Origin of the sequence: Streptomyces sp. IBSBF 3136, assembly GCF_036815105.1 — a bacterium.
Classification (GTDB): Bacteria; Actinomycetota; Actinomycetes; order Streptomycetales; family Streptomycetaceae; genus Streptomyces.
Genome location: NZ_JAJSZC010000014.1, coordinates 48546 through 65759, shown reverse-complemented (window position 1 = coordinate 65759; position 17214 = coordinate 48546). Strand labels below are relative to the sequence as shown.

The window sequence follows — 17214 nt, the reverse complement described above, 5'->3', positions numbered from 1 at the left end:
GAGGGCGTCCGTGCGGGGGTGGGTGATGATCCGACTTCGGACGACCTCTGTCGTTCTGCGCGAGTCCGTGGCACGATCCCTCAGGCCACCGTAAGTTACTGACGGTAAATCAGGTTGGGGGAGAGTATGGGTACGGGCAAACGCGGCCTGCTCGCGGCAGCCGTCACCGTGGTCTGCGCGGTGACCGTGCTGGCGGCACCCGGCACGGCCTTCGCCGCCCCGAAGCCCACGCCGAGCGCGAGCACGGCCCCCGACACCGGCACCGCCCCGCGCGCGGGCGCGACCCCCGGCGCGGTGCCGACTCCCCTGCCGGACAAGGACCTTGAGAAGGTCCGCGAGAGACTCGACCGGCTCTACCACGACGCGGCGGTGGCCACCGACTCCTACAACGCGGCCGAGGAACGGGCGAAGGAGCAGTCCGCCCGGATCGTCGCGCTGGCGAAGAAGATCGTCGAGGGGCAGCACAGGCTGGAGCGCCTGAAGGACCAGGCGGGCGCGTCGGCCCGGGCCCAGTACCGCAGCGGTGGACTGCCGCCCACGGCCCAGTTCCTGCTCAGCGACGACCCGGAGCAGTTCATCGACGGCGCCGGCACGGTGCTCAACGGCCAGCGGGCGACCACCAAGCTGATCGGCGAAATGACGCGCACCCAGCAGGAGTTGCGCGAGTACGCCGACGACGCCTCCGCCCAGTGGCGCAAGCTCGACGCCAACCGCAAGGCCAAGGCCGCCGCGAAGAAGAAGATCAAGCGGCAGATCGCGGAGGCCGAGCAGCTGGAGTCCCGGCTGGAGAAGAAGCAGAAGGAGCGGCTCGCCGAGCTGGAGCGGGCGGCCGCGTACAAGGCGCAGACCCAGTGGCTGGACACCGGCATCCTCAAGGACATCGACGGCAAGGCCTCCCAGCAGGGCAGGAAAGCGGTCGCGTTCGCCACGGCCCAGCTCGGCAAGCCGTACGTGTGGGGCGCCGAGGGCCCGAAGTCCTTCGACTGCTCGGGCCTGACCTCCCAGGCCTGGGCGGACGCCGGGCACCCCATCCCGCGCACCTCGCAGGAGCAGTGGCGGCAGCTGAAGCACGTCGACGTCAAGGACATGCGCCCCGGCGACCTCATCATCTACTTCGACGACGCCAGCCATGTCGCGATGTACGTCGGGGACGGCGCGATCATCCACGCGCCGCGCCCCGGGCGGACCGTGACGGTCGCGGGCGCGGGCTCGATGCCGATCCTCGGGGTCGTGCGGCCGGACGCGTGAGCCACGTCATGTGACGGCCCCCACGCACGGGCCGCGGCGCCGCCGTGTGACCCACCGCACCACCAATCCCCCGTGAAACCCGGGGGGTACGTGAGCTTCGTCATCCCCTCTGCCGGGGCGGCCTGTCCAACTGCGGTACGGAACGCGGCATATGACTGTGGCCTGCACTGGAGCGACGGGGCTCACACCATTCCATCGGGGCGGGCAGTACCGCTATGGTCACCCGTCGGTGGGTCGAGGTCCCTCGCACCCGCCATGCCCTCGGGGGGAGGGAAGGAACCAGGACGATGCCCGTACCCGTACCGCGGCAGAGAGCGATCCCGGCCGCGGAGAGTGGTCAGGCGCACGCCGCAGCCCAAGGTGGCCCCCTCAAGGAAGAGGCTCACCGGAGCGCCACGGCCGGCGGCGCGAACGCCGCCCCTCTCACCCTGCTGCTGATCGAGGACGATCCGGCCGGGTCGCCGATCGTGCCCGAACTGGTGGACGCCTCCGGCAAGCCCATCCGGGTCCGCACCGCCCGCAACCTCACCGAGGCCGAGCGGCTGCTCACCGACGACGTCCACTGCATCCTGCTCGACCTCGCGCTGCCCGCGCCCGGCCGGCCCGCCGGCGAGGACGCCGACGAGCTCGCGGTGCTCCGGCACGTGCTGCGGCTCGCGCCCCGGCACGCCGTGCTCGCGCTGACCGCCTCCGGCGACGCCGAGCGCGGCGCCGAGGCCGTGCGCGTCGGCGCCCAGGACTACCTGTTCCGCGACGAGCTGGACGGCCGGCTGCTCAGCCGCGCCATCCGCTACGCCGTGGAGCGCAAGCGCTCCGACACCGCCGAGCGGCGCCTGGCCGAGGGCAAGCTGCGCGCGCAGGAGAACCGCCGCCTGGAGCGCGGGCTGCTGCCCACGCCGCTGCTGGACGGCGCCGCGCTGCGCTTCGCGGCCCGCTACCGCCCCGGCCGCTCCCGCGCCCTGCTCGGCGGCGACTTCTACGACGCCGTCCGCACCCCCGACGGCACCGTGCACGCCATGATCGGCGACGTCTGCGGCCACGGCCCGGACGAGGCCGCGCTCGGCGTGGAGCTGCGCATCGCCTGGCGGGCGCTGACGCTGGCCGGGCTGTGCGGGGACGAGCTGCTGGGCACGCTCCAGCAGGTGCTGGAGCACGAGCGCGCGGACGACGAGATCTTCGCGACGCTGTGCACGGTGGACATCGCCCCCGACGGCCGCCGGGCCGGGCTCTGCCTGGCCGGCCACCCGTCGCCGCTGATCGCCCGCCCCGGCCGCGCGCCGAAGCTGCTGCCGTACGACAACAACGGCCCCGCCCTCGGCCTGCTCCCCGGCGCCCGCTGGCCCCGGATGCAGGTGGAGCTGGGACGCGAGTGGAGCCTGATGCTCTACACCGACGGCCTGATCGAGGGCCGGGTCGGCACGGACGGCGAGCGGCTCGGCCAGGACGGGATGGTGGACATGATCCGCCGTCAGCTGGCCGAGGGCCTGCGCGGCGAGGATCTCCTGCGCGCCGCCGTGAACGAGGTCCGCGACCTCAACGGCGGCGAGCTGACGGACGACGTGGCGGTGGTCCTGCTGGACCGCACCGGCTGAGCCGGCGCGGCGGCGGGCTCAGCGACCGCCGTTCCAGGGTCCGTAGGGGCCGTCGCTGCTGCTTCCGCCGCGGCGGCGGCCCCAGCCGCTGCCGCCGCCGGAGACCTGCTTGACGGCGGGGCGCACGTCCACCAGGTAGACGATGCTCGCGACCAGGCCGGCGATCGGCAGGATGCCCAGGATCGAGAACAGGTAGCTGACCACGAGCGCGATGCCGAGGACGATCAGCCAGAAGATCTTGTTCTGCTTGTCGGCCGCGCGGAAGGCGTCCTCGCGCCGGAACGCGGCGTCGACGAGCCCGAACGCGGCGAGGGCCATCAGGACGATCTTCAAGATCCCCATGAACCCCGCGAAGCCCAACATCAGCATGGTGCCCACCGCCCGCCGTCTCCCGATCCTTACCTCGCCACGCTACCCGGAGAACGGGCCGGTCACCTCAAAGGTGCCCGGCCCGTTCGTGGTTCTCCGGTCACTCGGCCGGCGGAGTCGTCTTCTTCGTGGTGGGGGTGGCGGCCCTGCGGGGCGCCGGGGCCTTCTTCGCCACGGGCTTCCTCGCCGCGGCGGGCTCGGTCTTGGCCTCGTCCGCGACGGGCTCGGCCTTGCCCTCGACGGCGATCGCCAGGTCCTCGATCTCCTCGGCGGCCTCGCCGCGCCAGGTCTTCACGGCCTGCTCGCCGTGCTCGGCGACGCGCTCGTAGGTCTCGCGCGCCTTGACGGCGTACTCGGCGGCGACGCCCACCCCGCGCAGGGCGAGGTCCTGGGCGTTCTCACCGAGCTTCTTCAGGTCGACGTCGAGGTTCCCGATGAGCTCGTTGACCCTGGACTGCAGGGTGGCCTGCGCCTCCTTGGCCCGGTCGGCGGCCTTCTCCTGCACGGCCTTCGGGTCGGTGTTGCGCACGGCCTCGATGCGGGCCGGTGCCTCGGCGCGCAGCTGCTCGACCAACGCGGGCACCTTCTTGGCCTGCTGGAGGGCGAGATCGGCCGTACCGGCGGCGAAGTAGAGCGGAGTCGGGTCGCTGAAGGTCTTGCGCAGGTCGTCGGTGATGGCCATGGTGATGGTCCTCCCGGATTCGCGTTCGGCTGAGGTTGGTGTGGTCCGCGGTGCCACGACCGGGGCTGACTTGTCGAGGGCCCGCCTATCCGGTCGTCCGCCGCGGACCGGCATCACTGCCGCCGGCCGTGCGGGTGCCGCGTACGTCGGTGTCGCTCGGGGCATCGGTGCCGGCCCGTTCCTCCACGGTCCCGTCGCCGGGGTCCTCCGCCGAATCGCCGATCCCGAATCCGTTCTCCTTGCGGAACGACTCGTAGATCTGGAGCAGCACCTGCTTCTGCCGCTCGCTCAGCGAGGGATCGGCGAGGATGACGGCGCGCGTCTCCACTTCGTCCCGGTCCCGTTCGGCGTCGAGGATCCCGGCGCGGACGTACAGCGTCTCGGCGGAGATGCGCAGCGCCTTGGCGACCTGCTGGAGCACCTCCGCGCTGGGCTTGCGCAGCCCGCGCTCGATCTGGCTCAGGTACGGATTGGACACCCCGGCGGCGTCGGCGAGCTGCCGCAGCGAGAGCTGGGCGTTCCGCCGCTGCTCGCGCAGGTACTCACCGAGATTGCCGACGTTGAGCGATGCCATGTCTCCACCATGCCCCACTCGCGCTAACAATTGCAAGCATCTGCTTGCAAGAGTGCGCCACGCCACCTCCGAGGTTCACCCGGCCGGGGGCACCGGCCGGACCGGTACCCGCCCGCCGCGGACTCTCACCTCTCCCCGGACGGGCGGGTGGCCGGGACACGCGCGGTGTGGCCGGGAGGCTGGGCGCGGGCGGAGCGGTGGACCAGGAGGGCGGCGGTGAGGCAGACCGTGCCGGCGACGGCCATCGCGGACGCGGGGCCGAGCGTCGTCGCCACTCCGTCGGCCGCCGACAGCGTCAGCGTCTCCAGACTCATCCGCGCCGTGCCGAACAGCGCGGCGCCCGCGCCCCCGCGCGCGGCGGGCACATGGTCCAGCGCCTGGCCGTCCGGGACGCCCTCGGTCAGCCCCAGGCACAGCCCGACGGCCCCGGCGGCGGCGAGCAGGGCGGCGGGCCGGTCGGTCACCTGGAGGACGGCAGCGGTCACCGCGCACGCCGTGAGGGCCGTGGTCACCAGCGGCCGGGCCCACCGGCGCGCCAGCCGCGCGGCGAACAGCGGGAGGACCGTCGACGGCACGGTCAGCAGGCTGAGCACGACCGCGGCCCCGCCCGGGCCGAGGCCCTGGGCCGAACCGAGCCGCGGGAACACGGTCAGCCCCACCACGAGCATGCCCATGAAGGCGCCCGTCGCCACCGCGTACGCCCGGTAGGCGGGGACGCACAGCAGGTCGAGGGGGATCGCGGGAGCCGGCACGCGCCGCTCGACGCGGACGAGCGCGGTGGCGCAGGCGGCGGCCACGAGAAGGAGGCCGACCGGTCCCCACCACGGGACGGCACCCCCGAAGCCCAGCCCCAGCGCCGTCACCGCGGCCGCGACGGCCAGCCCGAAGAGGACGGCGCCGGCCCGGTCGAAGCCTTCGGCCGGCTCACCGCCACGAAGGCCCGGAAGGCCGAGCGTGGCCAGCGCCGCGAGGGCGGCGACGGCACCGGGCACGACGAAGACCAGCGGCCATCCGCCGACGGCCATCAAGCCCTGCGCGACGACCGGTCCGAGCGCCAGGCTGCCGCCGAGGACGGCGCCGACGTAGCCGTAGACCCGGCGCCGCTCGCCGGGCGGGTACACCGCCAGGACCATCGACGACCCGCCGGCGGCGCACATCGCCGCCCCGACGCCGGCGGCGGCCCGCAGCGCCACCAGGGACGGCAGGCCGGGAGCGAGGGCGGACAGGACGCCGGTGGCCGCGACCACGAGGTTGCCGGCGGCGAAGAAGCGGGTGCGCGCGGTGCGGTCCGCCGTGGCCCCCGCCAGCAGCAGGGCCGCGGCGAAGAGCCCGTTGTAGGCGAGGACGGTCCACGGGCCGAGGACGGCCGGCCCCGGCAGTGCGCCGGTCACGTCGGGCACGGCGGCCGTGGCGCCGGTGATGGCGAGCGGGAACACCGCGTCGGAGAGGAGAGCCGCGGCGAGGACACGCCGACGGCGGCGGACGGACAAGGTGAACAAGGGTGCGCTCCGGAACGGAAAAGGAGTCCGAGCGCCACGAAGGCGCTCCTGGCCTGGGGTCAGGAGCGACGGCGGGAGGCTGGGGTTCGCGCCGCCGCTCTCAGCGGCGGCGCACCTTGTCTGTTTCCGGCACGGACTCACGCTAGCAGCGGGCCCGGTCGAGCCACTCCCTTACGGTCGTGAAGTCGGCGTCGGTCAGGCCGTAGCGGTGGTCCACGCGGTGCAGCAGGGCGGGGCGCGGGTGGTGCACGGCCACCCAGGCGCGGTCGGCCTCGGTGAGTTCGTCGTCGATCCAGACGAACGGCCGGCCGGCCGCCCAGGCGACCAGGGGACGCGTCTTCCAGTGCAGGAGGTCCGGCGGCTCGTCCTCGTCCGGCCATTCGACGACCGGCAGCGGCGGCAGGCCCAGCCACGGCGCCAGGCCGGCGTTGGCGTCGTCCATCCAGGTGGTGGCCCACACCAACTCGCAGTTCAGGGACAGCAGTCGCCGCCCGAGCGCCGGGTCGACGCGGTGCAGCAGGGGGTGCCCCGCCGGGTCGGAGTCGGGTTCCGGGTCCCGGTGGTACACGGGGTAGGCCCGGTCCGCCGCCCCGAAGGGCAGGAGCGGGCCGTCGACGTCGAGGAAGAGCAGCATCGCAGCCAGGATCAGCCCTCGAAGCCGTTGTCGGCCAGGATGGTGTCGATCCGGGCCCGGTGCGCCGCCTCCCACGCGTCGAGCGTCCGGGCCGCCTCCTTCGCGAGCCGGGCGCGCGCGTCGGCGAGCACCCGCCCCCGGCGGGCCTCGGGCACCACCACCACGCCCTCCTCGTCGGCCACCACCACGTCCCCGGCCTCCACTCGCACGCCCGCGCACCGCACGGGTCCGTTCAGCGGGCGTACGGCCTTCTTGGCGCCCGGGATCGGGACCACACCGCGGGCGAAGACCGGGAAGCCCATGGCGCGGACCTCGGCGAGGTCGCGGATCAGGCCGTCGGCGACGAACGCCGCGACGCCGCGCCGCTGGGCGACGGCGCACACGTTCCCGCCGGCCAGGGCCCAGTCGAGGTCCCCGGACTCCACGACGATCACGGAGCCGGGCCCGGCGCGGTGGATCGCCGCGTGCAGCATGAGGTTGTCACCGGGCGGACAGCTCACGGTGAAGGCGGGCCCCGCGACCCGCGGCACCGGCCCCCACAGCGGCCGTATCGCGAAGTCCATCACCTGGTCACGGCCCAGCAGGTCGGCGAGGGTGGTCGTGGGGATGTCGTGGAACTCGGCGGGAGGGGTCATGGGGGTGACCGTACCGAGTGCCGTGCCCGGCTCGGTGAGGGATCAGGGCCTGTCCGGGCGGGTGGACCAGGCCAGGGCGCGCGCCAGGTAGGGGTTGGTGCGGCGGCGGGAGGAGAGGCCGAGGGAGGCGGTGGCCGCCGCCAGGGTCATCGCGTACGAGTCCACCGCGCGGCGGACGTTGGGGGCGTCCAGGCCGGCGCCGGTGACCAGGCGGTCGAGGTCGACGTAGGCCGAGCGGACGATCTCCACCCACCGGTACACCCGCCAGTCCTGCCGCCAGTCGCGGGTGCAGCGGGCCGGCAACAGGCTCTCCCAGCGGCGGAACATGCGGTCGCGGATCTCCGGCCGGGTGGGGGTCAGGTGCATGTGCCGGACCAGCTCGTAGAGCGGGTCGCCGACCAGGGCCATCTCCCAGTCGATGACGGTCAGGGCGAGGCGGTCGTCCCGGCGCACCAGGTTCCACGGGTTGAGGTCGCCGTGCAGCAGGGCGGGGGCGCGGTCGGTGACGCGGTGGCGGGCGAGGATCTCGCGCAGCCGGGGCGCGTCGGGCAGCCCGAGGAAGCGGGCCATTTGCTGGGAGCCCTTGGGCAGTCCGGCGACCAGCGCCACCAGCTGGTCGCTGAGCCAGCCGTAGAAGCCGAGCCGGCCGGCGACCGGGTCGACCTGGACGTAGTCGACCTCGGTGAGCGCGGCCAGCTGGTCGACGAGGCCGTCGGCCTCGTGCGGGAGCAGGCCGTTGACGGGGTGGTCGGGCTTGCGGCCGGGATCGCCCGGGCCCTCGTAGGTGTGGATGGCGAACCGGTCCCCGGAGTACGTGCCGATGCCGGAGAGGTCCTTGGAGTGGCTCTCGCCCAGGGCCAGCACCCGGGGCGCGGCCACCGCCGCCCCGGACCGCTCGATGGCCCTGAGGACGGCGTGCTCGCTGAGGAAGCTGCGTTCGCGCCGGGTGACCTTCGCGACCCTGCGCCGGACCACGACCGGGAAGCCGGTGCCGGGCACCCGCAGCACGGAGTTGAGGTGGGCCGTGCCCTTGAACACCCGGTCGGCCGGGGCGGCGCCCTCGAGGAGCAGGGCCTCGGCCACGGCGCTGTGCGGGAAGTCCGGGTGTTCCGGGACCCGCCGGTCGGGCTTCCAGTCGATCGCCGGTACGACCGGACGGCACGGGGGCCCGCCGCCGGCCGGGGTCCCGGTGCCGGTGCCCCGGCCGACCCCGGGGCGCACCGAGGCCCGCCAGCGGAACAGGATCCGTTCGATCTCCCGCCGCCCGGGCACATGGGCCAGCCGCAGCGGCTCCGCCCCCACTTCGAGGGCGCGCTCGACCCGGGTCGTGGCCTCGTCCAGGCTCTTCTGGTCGAAGGACTCCTCCAGGGACTTCGCCGCCCGCATCACGTCGGGGTAGACGGACTGCGCCCGCTCGAAGGCGACGTAGTGGCGCAGGTCCCGGGCGACGCCGTTGACGGCCGCCGGCCGGACCTCGCGCATGGCGCGCACCCAGGCGTCCACGACCTCGTCCCACTGGTGGTCCGGGTAGCGCATCCGCACCAGATGGGTGGCGAGGTCGTGCAGCGGGTCGCCGTAGCTCGCCAGTTCCCAGTCGACGCGGGTCAGCGGCGGATCACCGCCGTACGGCATGATCAGGTTGTCGCGGTGCAGGTCGGCGTGGAGCAGGCTGTAGGGCCGGCGGGACATCGCGGGGACCCGTTCGGCCAGCCGGGTCAGGGCGTCCTCGGCGATGCCGAGCGCGGCGAACAGGCCGCCGAAGTAGGACCAGTTCGGTCGGCGGATCTGCAGGTCGGCCATCCGGGCCAGGGTCTGCAGGAAGGCCTGGCTGTCGGTGAAGTTGCGGGGCCACCGGGTCGGCAGGGCCGGCAGCGCGGCGCTGCTGCGCACCAGGGCCGTCTGGGCGAGCAGCCCCGCCAGCGCCCTGATCAGCAGTCCGTCGACCGGCTTCCCGTCGCCGCAGACGCTGGAGAGCGGGACGCCTTCCACATAGCTGTGGACGGCGAAGCCGTCGCCCTCGACCAGACACTCGGGCACGTGGGGCAGGACGCCCTTGACGGCCCGCAGGATCGCCGCCTCGTTCGGCCAGGTCCGGATCACCACGGGCAGCACGTGGGGGCGCGGGAGCCGGACGGTCACGGTGGTCCCGGGCTCACGGCCGAGCACACGGGCCATCGGCTCGGTGAGCGGGAGCACGTAGTTCAGGTTGTGGAAACCGCCGCTCACCTCACCGGTCTCGACGGCGTGTGCCACGAACGCACGGCAGACGGCGTACGGCCGGGGTCCGTCGACGCGCCCCCCGGCGGCCGGGCCGCGGGGGACGGGTGGTGCGCCCACTGGCCGCTCCGGGTTCGTTCGCGTGGGGATCACGGGGAAAACAGAAAGCAGGGGCAATGCGGTTCGGAAGCCGACGGAGAAGCCGAGGGCGGGAGGAAAACGGTACGTCCGGCCGGCATGCGGCACTACCCGAAGCCCAGGGGAGCAGCCCGACGGGTGGTCGGCCACTCATCTGTGCCAGTCGGCCGGGACCGGCGCGTCGCCGTTCCTCGCGTACGGATCCGAGCGGTCGCTCAGCCGGTTGCGCGGATGCTATCGCACGACGGGGCCCTGAACGGTCAACAACTTCCGGACCGCCTCGCAGCATGCCGTCATGCTCTCCACGAACGTCGAGCCCGGCGAGACCGGCCGGCCGTCGCGGACGTGGTGCACTTGACCGGGCATGCTGCGACAAGCGGTCGACTTCGTCAGTCAGGAGCGCGACTTGACGAGTCGACCGGCCGCCGGTACCGGCCCTGGACCGCGGGGGCCCGCCGGTCACCGCCCCCGCAACCCCCGCAGCACCGGCTCCAGCGACGCGACCACGTGCTCTGCTCCGGCCTCCCGCAAAAGCTTCCCCTTCTCTTCGTTACGCGCGTAGCCGAGGAACGGGACGCCGGCGCGGTCCGCGGCGTCGAGGTCGGAGAGGGAGTCGCCGATCATCAGGGCGGCCCCGGGGGCGGCGCCCATCGCGTTCAGGGCCCGGTTGAGGCAGTGCGGGTCGGGCTTGAGGAGGTGCAGGTCGGCGGTGCGGCCGTAGATGTGGGGGGCGAAGCAGGCGGTGAGGCCGCGGCCGTCGAGGTAGGAGCGGACCACCCGGGGGGAGTTGTTGGTGGTGATGGCCAGCCGGGAGCCGACGGCGGTCCAGGTGCGGATCAGCGGGTCGGCGTAGGCGGTGGGCAGCGCGGAGGTCGCGGCCCGCAGTTCCTCCTGGGTGAGGCGTTCCTCCAGTTCGGTGACCAGGTCGCTGCCGGGGTGCCGGCGGTCCACGGCGCGCAGCACCACGTGCGGGTCGAGCGAGGCGCGCTCGCGGTCGCTGAGCAGGCCGTGCAGCCCACGGCCGGCCAGCCACTCCACCAGCTCGGCGGCCACCAGCTCGGCCTTGTGGCGGGCGAAGAGGCGGCAGATCGGGCCGTCGAAGTCCCAGAGGACCACCCGGACACTTCTGATCAGTTCCCGTAGCTTCTCGGACTCGTTCGTGGTCTCTTCGGTCTGCGTCGTCGTCTCAGAAGTCACTAGGAGAGTGTCAGGTCCGTGGTGATGGTTTCCCAGAGGGCGTCGAACCACTTCTGGGACTGCTCCACGAAGGCGGCGTCCCGCCGACCGGTCCGCTTCTCGAAGGAGAACAGCAGGGACTCGGACCCGAGGGTGTCGTACATCTCCAGCGTTCCGCTGTCCGTCGGCTCCTCGCGGCGGGCGATCATGTAGTACGCGTACAGCGCCTCCGCGCCGTTGAGCAGGTACAGCTTCGCCGGCGGGGTGAAGGGCAGGGCCCGGAAGGTGACGTGCACGTCGATGTCGTGGGTGGAGCGCAGGGCCTGGAGGTTGTACTGGAGCACCTGGCCCTGGGCGTTGCGCATAGCCAGCCAGCGCTGGTGCACGGTGTCGTCGTCGCCGTGGGCGTCCACGGAGACCGGGAAGGCGAGGTTGATGTCCCGGGAGGGCAGCAGGATGCGCACGTCGACGCGGTCCGGGCGGATGCGGCCCTCGTGGATCAGGCGCAGCGGCTCGCCGAGGGCGGGGATCAAGGACTGAGCGGTCAGGCAGGCCGCGTCGATCCGCACGTGCGGCGCGGAGAACGCCTCGGTCAGCCGGGGCGCGAGGCCCACCATCGTCGGCTGGGGTTCGTCACGGGCGGGGGCGGGACCGGCGACCCGCGGCGGGCTGCCCTTGCTGACGTCGCTGAGCAGGCCGTCGTCCGCGAGTGCCCGCAGGGCCTGGCGCACGGCGCCGCGCTCCACCCCGAACTCCTCGGCGAGCTCGGCCTGGGTGGGCAGGCGCTCGCCCGCCTTCAGCTCCCCGGTGCGGATGCGTGCGCGCAGGGTGTCGGCGATCTCCTGGGGCGTGAGCCTTCTGCTGCCGTTCACTGCCACGTTCTCCTGGGTCACGACCAAACGCTACAACCCTGATCCATCTCATGGGAGTTGTTGCAAAGTTGTTTGTGAGTATGGGCCAAGTGGGGACAACTTAAACAGAGTTGGTTGCCAACTTGGTCGAGTTGGCATACCGAAAGGGGGAACCACCATGCCAGCCCTCGCACTCCTGTGCGCCCTCTTCGTCGTCGACTTCGAACGGCTCGTCGAATGGAGGTACGGCGCCGCCGGCATCGTCGGCCTGCTCCTGCTGTCCGTGGGCATCAAGGCCAAGAGCCCGGCGATCAGCTCCGCCGGGGCCGTCCTGCTCGCGGTACTCCTCGCGGGTCCGGCCCTCTGACCGGCCTACGAGGTCAGCACCAGCTCCGAACTGATCGTCTCCCACAGCGCGTCGAACCACAGGTGGGATTGCTCCACGAACACCGTGTCGCGCAGGTCCGCGCCCTGCCCGAAGGCGAACAGCATCGACCGCGTGCCCTCGGCGTCGTAGAGCTGCAGGTGCTCGTGGTCGATCTGCCGCTCACGACGGGTGAGCGTGTAGTAAGCGAACAGTGCCTCCACGCCGTTGAGCAGGTACAGCTTGACCGGCGGGGTGAAGGGCAGCGCGCGGAACGAGACGCGCACGTCGATGCCGTGCGTGGTGCGCAGCGCCAGCAGGTTGTGCCGCAGCACCTGGCCCTGGGCGTTGCGCTGGGCCAGCCAGCGCCGGTGCAGCAGACCGCCGTCGGAGGCGTCCACCGGCGCCGGAAAGGCGAGGTCGATGTCCCGGCTGGGCAGCAGCAGCCGCACCTCGATCTTGGCCGGTTTCAGTCGTCCGGCATGGATCTGCCGCAGCGGCTCGCCGATCGCCAGCGTGAGCGAGACCGCGGTCAGGCAGAGAGCGTCTATCTCCACGTGCGGGGCGGCGAACGCCTCGGCGATACGCGGGGCGAGCCCCACCATGGTGGGCTGCGGCGGCGCCCCGGAGCCGGCGGCCGGACGGGCGTGGTCCAAGGGCGCGGCCACCGTGGCGGGGCTGCCCTTGGACACGTTGGTGAGCAGGTGCTCGGACTGCAGGATCCGCAGGGCCTCCCGCACCGCGCCGCGCTCGACGCCGAACTCGTCGGCCAGCTTCGCCTGGGTGGGCATGCGCTGCCCCGGCCGCAGCACCCCGGACCTGATCCGGGCGCGCAGTTCGTCGGCCACCTCGCGATGTGATGTGCGTGACCGCTGTGGCCTCTTCCGCCCACTGGCGGAGGCGAGTTCCGGGTCCACGAAGAAACACTACAACTTCCCGCCATCTTGCGGCAGTTCACGGAAAGGTGGTTATGAGACGCGTCCAAGCGGAGATAAGTAAAGTGAAGTTGGTAGCCAACTTGAACAACATGGTCGAGCTTCCCAGTGGTTGGCCGACCGGGCTCCCTTCCGGAGGGGAGCCGGGAGCCCGGTGAGGGGACGGCCACCGGAAACGCACAGTCACAACTGAACATGAGGCACAGCCACAACTGAACACGGTCAGCGCGCAGCCACAACTGAACACGTGGGACAACCGAACAAGCAGCTACGGATGAACGGTCAGCGCGGTCGGGAGGAAGGAGGCTAGAAGACGTCCGGGCACCAGGGCCGCACGGACGCACGGAACAGGGCGTCGGCCTTACGGGCGGCGCCCTCGCTCTCTTCCCGGACCCGCCCCAGCGCCAGGAGCCGCACCGGCGACTCGTCCCCGAGCCAGATCCGGCTCAGCTCCTCCACCGGCAGCGTGAGGTCCGCGCCCGCGCCGCCGGCGGGCACACACGACGCGCCGTCGGGTGAGGCGTCCAGCCGGAACCTGCCCCCGGCGAGCCCGTCCCGGTCCACGACCTCCAGCACCAGCGAGCCCGTGCCCTCGTACGTACGCGCCTCGAGGGCCCGTACGACGTCCAGCATCCGCACCCACAGCCAGTCCGCCTGCGCGGTCACCCGGACCGCGCGCGGGTTGGGCAGATAGAACGGCAGCAGGTCGTCCGGGCCGCGCCGGCCGGTCCTGATCTCCGTGACCCAGTCGATCGAGCACAGATGGCGCCACAGCGCGGCCTCGGCCGCCGGCGTCGTCGCGATCAGCGCCTTGACGTCGGCCGTCAGCCGCGGCTGCTTGTCCACCCAGGTGCCGTCGGACACGTACGCCGCCAGGCCCTCGACCTCGCCGGAGGCCGAGCGGTAGACGGCGTAGAACGGCTCGGTCCAACTCCGGTCGAACGGCAGCAGCCCGGTGCTCACCTGCCACCACAGCTCGCTGCGGCTCACCGCGCCGGGCTGGACACGGCAGAGCCGCTGGTGCAGCTCGGGACCGAGTTTGCGGACGTCCTCGCCGTCCACCAGATCGATCCGGCCGCCGTCCTCGGGACCAGCCCAGCGCGGGTCGAGCCCGGCCCGGGTGACGTCCACGCTCCACTCGGTCATCCAGGTCGCGGGGCCGAAGCCGTAGCGGCCGTAGATCGGGTACTCGGCGGCGATCAGGGTGGCGACGACGTCGCCGCGCTCCCGCGCCGCCGCCAGGTCGCGGCTCATCATGCGGGTCAGCAGGCCGCGGCGGCGGTGCGTGGAGGTGACGCTGACGTTGGTGATGGCGTCCGCGGGCACGGCGGCACCGCCCACCGCGGTGACCTCCTGGGCGAAGGAACGGAAGGTCGCCACACAGCGGTCCCCGTCGAAGGCGCCCAGCAGCCGGCCCGGCACGAACTGCCTGCGGCGGGTCTCCAACTGCTCGGGCGTCAGCACCGGCTCCCGCAGGAAGCCGGTGTTCAGCGCGCGCTGCCAGTCCTCGAACTCGGCCTCGGTGACGGTGCGGACTTCGGTGCTCATGGCATCAAGGTAGGGGGGCCGTCCCGGCCGTGTCGCCCGAATTCCCCCGCGGCCGGCCGCCCGTCGGTCAGCAGGTCGTCGCGTCAGGTCAGCAGGTCGTCGACCTGCGCCTCGCCGACCCGGTAGCGGCGGGCGATCTCCCCGCTGCAGTCGTCGGTGATGCGCTGCAGACGCTGGCGGCGCCGGGAGACCTCCTGCTCGTAGCGGATCAGCCGGCCCATGGCGGTGGTGAGTTCCAGGTCGGTCCGGGCCTGGAGGTCCGACAGTTCGACCTCGCCGAGCATGTCCGCGGCCAGCCGCCGGTACTCCTCGTTGTGCGGGGGGCCGAGCGTGACGTGGCGGGCCGAGGAGCGCTGGCGGGCCGGGGCGTCGGTGAGGATCTCCGGGAGCCGCTCCACCACGGAGGCGTCCGCGGGCGCGGGCACCGCGGCCCGGCCGCGCCGGGCGAGTTCCGCGCGCAGGATGTCGATGCGGCCCTGCAGCAGCCGCCGTACATAGCTGAGGTCCGCCTCGTCGCGCTGGGCGTCACGGCGCAGCGTGCGCAGCTCGGGCAGGCTCAGCCCGGACAGGTCGGGCTCCGGCGGGTCCGCGGGCAGCGAAGGGCCGGACGGTTCGTCGTCGCGCTGCGCGGGCGGCCGGTGCGTGTCCAGCCGCTCGCTGGTACCCCGTGTGCTCATGTGCGTGTGACCGTCCCCTCGACCGGCGTGTGACAGCATCGTGCCACCCCAAGTGGCCACTATGTGACCGAGTGCCCCCGAACGGCCCACATGCGGGGTTTAAGGCTCCATAATGAGCCGCCGCCGGCCCGCGCCGGGCCACCGGGCATGATGGTCCGCATGCGTGCGGTGGTGCAGAGGGTGGACGGCGCCAGTGTCGTCGTCGACGGCGAGACGGTGGGCGCGATCGAGGGCGAGGGCCTGTGCGTCCTGGTGGGGGTGACCCACGAGGACACCAAGGAGAAGGCGGCCCAACTGGCCCGCAAACTCTGGTCGATCCGGATGCTGCACGACGAGCGGTCGTGCAGCGACGTCGACGCGCCGTTGCTGGTCATCAGCCAGTTCACCCTCTACGGGGACGCCCGCAAGGGCCGCCGCCCCACCTGGAACGCGGCCGCGCCCGGCGAGGTCGCCGAGCCACTGGTCGACGAGGTGGTCGCGCAGCTGCGCGCGCTGGGCGCGACGGTGGCGACGGGCCGCTTCGGGGCGGCGATGCGGGTGTCCCTGACGAACGACGGCCCGTTCACCGTGCTGCTGGAGATGTAGCCCTGGAGCCCTGGGAGGCGCCCAGGGCCTGCGAGGGCGGGCGGCCCTACGGCTCGACGACGGTCTCCTGGGCGGCGGCCGTGTCCCCGGCCATCAGATGGGCGTCGGTCGGCACGTTGCGCTTGACCAGGGCGAGAGCCACCGGGCCCAGCTCGTGGTGGCGCGCCGACGTGGTGACGAAGCCGATCTTGCGCCCGTCGGGGCCCTCGTCCGCGAGGCGGATCTCGGTGCCGTGGACCGGCAGGTGGACATCGCTGCCGTCCAGGTGCAGGAAGACCAGGCGGCGGGGCGGCTTGCCCAGGTTCTGCACCCGGGCCACCGTCTCCTGGCCGCGGTAGCAGCCCTTCTGGAGGTGGACCGCGGTGCCGATCCAGCCCACCTCGTGCGGGATCGTGCGGTGGTCGGTCTCGAAGCCGAGCCGGGGGCGGTGCTGCTCGACCCGCAGCGCCTCGTGGGCGAGCAGGCCGGCGGCGGGCCCCGCACCGGCGGCGAAGGACTCCAGGTCGGCGCGGGGCAGGAAGAGATCACGGCCGTACGCCGTCTCGCGTACGACCGCGCCCTCGGGGACCTCGGTGATCGAGCCGGCCGGCAGGTGGACGACCGCGATGTCGGCGGTGCGGTCGGCGACCTCGACCCGGTAGAAGAACTTCATCGACTCCAGGTAGGCGATCAGCGCCTCCTCGGTGCCCGGCTCGACGTGCGCCCAGGTCGTCGCGCCGTCGTCGACCAGGTACAGGGCGTGCTCGATGTGGCCGTGCGCGGACAGGATCAGCGCCTCGGTGGCCTGGCCCGCGGGCAGGTCGCTGACGTGCTGGGTGAGCAGCAGGTGCAGCCAGCCGAGGCGGTCCTCGCCGGAGACGGTGACCACGCCGCGGTGCGAGAGGTCGACGAAACCGTCGCCCTCGGCGAGGGCGCGCTGCTCGCGGAACAGGTCGCCGTAGTGGGCGGCGACGCCTTCGTCCACGCCCTCGGCGGGGACGGCGCCGGGCAGGGTCAGCAGGGGGCTCTTCATACGGGCAAGCCTACGACGTGGTAGTTGAACTCTTCAGAGAGCAGTCCTCGCAGCGGCCGAAGATCGCGAAGTGCTTCATGTCGGTGTCGAAACCGAACCGCTCGCGCAGCTTGGCCGTGAAGTCGGCGGCCACCTCCACGTCCGCCTCGATGACGTTCTCGCAGTCACGGCAGACCAGGTGCAGATGGTGGTGGCGGTCGGCGAGGTGGTAGGTGGGGGCCCCGTGGCCGAGGTGGGCGTGGCTGACCAGGCCCAGCTCCTCCAGCAGCTCCAGCGTGCGGTAGACGGTGGAGATGTTGACCCCCGACGCGGTCTTGCGCACCTCGCCGAGGATGGCGTCGGGGGTCGCGTGCTCCAGGGTGTCCACTGCTTCGAGCACGAGTTGCCGCTGCGGCGTCAGCCGGTAGCCGCGCTGCCTGAGGTCGCTCTTCCAGTCGGTGCTCACCACACCGGAAAGTCTAGGGCCACCCGGCGCGGG

At 72.8% G+C, this 17214-nt stretch carries 18 protein-coding genes; 4 read left to right on the top strand and 14 right to left on the bottom strand.

Annotation, left to right across the window (positions count from 1 at the left end):
* Positions 1 to 126 precede the first annotated feature (126 nt).
* Both V7E45_RS05335 and V7E45_RS05330 read left to right on the top strand, forming a co-directional pair.
* Positions 127 to 1248, top strand: a complete 1122-nt coding sequence (locus V7E45_RS05335; protein WP_333772901.1) for a C40 family peptidase — start codon at positions 127 to 129, stop codon at positions 1246 to 1248.
* Between the two features lie 287 nt (positions 1249 to 1535).
* Positions 1536 to 2840: a PP2C family protein-serine/threonine phosphatase gene (locus V7E45_RS05330; protein WP_333772900.1), complete on the top strand. Its 1305-nt coding sequence runs from the start codon at positions 1536 to 1538 to the stop codon at positions 2838 to 2840.
* An 18-nt stretch (positions 2841 to 2858) separates the two neighbouring features.
* Here the strand turns inward: V7E45_RS05330 and V7E45_RS05325 are convergent, their stop codons facing one another.
* The 9 genes from V7E45_RS05325 to V7E45_RS05285 form a co-directional block, all read right to left on the bottom strand.
* Positions 2859 to 3209, bottom strand: a complete 351-nt coding sequence (locus tag V7E45_RS05325) for a DUF2516 family protein (protein WP_333772899.1) — start codon at positions 3207 to 3209, stop codon at positions 2859 to 2861.
* Between the two features lie 100 nt (positions 3210 to 3309).
* Positions 3310 to 3891, bottom strand: a complete 582-nt coding sequence (locus V7E45_RS05320) for a hypothetical protein (protein WP_333772898.1) — start codon at positions 3889 to 3891, stop codon at positions 3310 to 3312.
* An 85-nt stretch (positions 3892 to 3976) separates the two neighbouring features.
* Positions 3977 to 4465: a helix-turn-helix domain-containing protein gene (locus V7E45_RS05315; RefSeq protein WP_333772897.1), complete on the bottom strand. Its 489-nt coding sequence runs from the start codon at positions 4463 to 4465 to the stop codon at positions 3977 to 3979.
* A gap of 125 nt (positions 4466 to 4590) precedes the next feature.
* Entirely contained in the window at positions 4591 to 5964 is a 1374-nt protein-coding gene (locus tag V7E45_RS05310) for an MFS transporter (RefSeq protein WP_333772896.1), read from the bottom strand.
* Positions 5965 to 6106: 142 nt separating this feature from the next.
* On the bottom strand, positions 6107 to 6598 hold the full coding sequence (locus V7E45_RS05305; RefSeq protein WP_333772895.1) for an HAD domain-containing protein: 492 nt from the start codon (positions 6596 to 6598) through the stop codon (positions 6107 to 6109).
* Between the two features lie 11 nt (positions 6599 to 6609).
* Complete coding sequence (locus V7E45_RS05300; protein WP_333772894.1) at positions 6610 to 7233, bottom strand: RraA family protein; 624 nt, start codon at positions 7231 to 7233, stop codon at positions 6610 to 6612.
* A gap of 42 nt (positions 7234 to 7275) precedes the next feature.
* Positions 7276 to 9570 carry an aminoglycoside phosphotransferase family protein gene (locus tag V7E45_RS05295; RefSeq protein WP_333772893.1) on the bottom strand — a complete coding sequence of 765 codons (2295 nt, stop codon included), beginning with the start codon at positions 9568 to 9570 and terminating at the stop codon, positions 7276 to 7278.
* Positions 9571 to 10047: 477 nt separating this feature from the next.
* The gene (locus V7E45_RS05290) at positions 10048 to 10785 is read right to left on the bottom strand and encodes an HAD family hydrolase (RefSeq protein ID WP_333772892.1); all 738 of its coding nucleotides are present in this window, start codon (positions 10783 to 10785) and stop codon (positions 10048 to 10050) included.
* The gene (locus V7E45_RS05285; protein ID WP_333772891.1) at positions 10785 to 11663 is read right to left on the bottom strand and encodes a GntR family transcriptional regulator; all 879 of its coding nucleotides are present in this window, start codon (positions 11661 to 11663) and stop codon (positions 10785 to 10787) included. Before V7E45_RS05285 ends, V7E45_RS05290 begins: the two co-directional genes overlap by 1 nt.
* A gap of 130 nt (positions 11664 to 11793) precedes the next feature.
* Here V7E45_RS05285 and V7E45_RS05280 point away from each other — a divergent pair, with 130 nt between their 5' ends.
* Positions 11794 to 11982 carry a hypothetical protein gene (locus tag V7E45_RS05280; protein WP_333772890.1) on the top strand — a complete coding sequence of 63 codons (189 nt, stop codon included), beginning with the start codon at positions 11794 to 11796 and terminating at the stop codon, positions 11980 to 11982.
* A 5-nt stretch (positions 11983 to 11987) separates the two neighbouring features.
* Here the strand turns inward: V7E45_RS05280 and V7E45_RS05275 are convergent, their stop codons facing one another.
* The 3 genes from V7E45_RS05275 to V7E45_RS05265 all read right to left on the bottom strand — a co-directional run bounded on the left by V7E45_RS05275 (position 11988) and on the right by V7E45_RS05265 (position 15139).
* The gene (locus tag V7E45_RS05275; RefSeq protein WP_333772889.1) at positions 11988 to 12896 is read right to left on the bottom strand and encodes a winged helix-turn-helix domain-containing protein; all 909 of its coding nucleotides are present in this window, start codon (positions 12894 to 12896) and stop codon (positions 11988 to 11990) included.
* 324 nt (positions 12897 to 13220) lie between these two features.
* Positions 13221 to 14462, bottom strand: a complete 1242-nt coding sequence (locus tag V7E45_RS05270) for a GNAT family N-acetyltransferase (protein ID WP_333772888.1) — start codon at positions 14460 to 14462, stop codon at positions 13221 to 13223.
* Positions 14463 to 14545: 83 nt separating this feature from the next.
* Positions 14546 to 15139, bottom strand: a complete 594-nt coding sequence (locus tag V7E45_RS05265) for an RsiG family protein (protein WP_333772887.1) — start codon at positions 15137 to 15139, stop codon at positions 14546 to 14548.
* Between the two features lie 159 nt (positions 15140 to 15298).
* Between V7E45_RS05265 and dtd the strand changes: the two genes are divergently transcribed.
* Positions 15299 to 15724, top strand: coding sequence for a D-aminoacyl-tRNA deacylase (dtd, locus tag V7E45_RS05260; protein WP_333772886.1), 426 nt, complete (start codon positions 15299 to 15301; stop codon positions 15722 to 15724).
* Positions 15725 to 15770: 46 nt separating this feature from the next.
* Here the strand turns inward: dtd and ygfZ are convergent, their stop codons facing one another.
* Together ygfZ and V7E45_RS05250 are read right to left on the bottom strand one after the other, a co-directional pair.
* The gene (gene ygfZ, locus V7E45_RS05255; RefSeq protein WP_333772885.1) at positions 15771 to 16736 is read right to left on the bottom strand and encodes a CAF17-like 4Fe-4S cluster assembly/insertion protein YgfZ; all 966 of its coding nucleotides are present in this window, start codon (positions 16734 to 16736) and stop codon (positions 15771 to 15773) included.
* Between the two features lie 10 nt (positions 16737 to 16746).
* Entirely contained in the window at positions 16747 to 17184 is a 438-nt protein-coding gene (locus V7E45_RS05250) for a Fur family transcriptional regulator (RefSeq protein ID WP_333772884.1), read from the bottom strand.
* Between the last annotated feature and the right edge of the window lie 30 nt (positions 17185 to 17214).